Origin of the sequence: Curtobacterium sp. PsM8 (genome assembly GCF_030433875.1) — a bacterium.
In the GTDB taxonomy this organism is placed as follows: domain Bacteria; phylum Actinomycetota; class Actinomycetes; order Actinomycetales; family Microbacteriaceae; genus Curtobacterium.
Genome location: NZ_JARUXD010000248.1, coordinates 1 through 206, shown reverse-complemented (window position 1 = coordinate 206; position 206 = coordinate 1). Strand labels below are relative to the sequence as shown.

At 83.5% G+C, this 206-nt stretch carries 1 protein-coding gene; it reads left to right on the top strand.

Going from position 1 to position 206, the window contains the following annotated elements:
* Nucleotides 1-205, top strand: a 205-nt coding sequence (locus QCD68_RS17450) for a hypothetical protein (RefSeq protein WP_301223921.1), incomplete at its 5' end; no start/stop codon positions are given.
* Between the last annotated feature and the right edge of the window lies 1 nt (nt 206).

Below are 206 nucleotides of genomic sequence, written 5' to 3'. Positions count from 1 at the left end.
GGCCGACGACGTCGATGCCCGCCTCCTCGAGCACGCGGGCCAGGCCTTCGCGCAGAAGGACGGCGTCGTCGACGACGACGGCCCCGATGCGGACCGGGCGGCGGGATGGCCGGGACGGGCGCCCGCGGGAGGGGGCGGGCGCACCGGGGCGGGCCGGGCGCCCGCCGCCCCGCCCCGGGCGCCCCCCACGCGCACCGGGGGGTGAT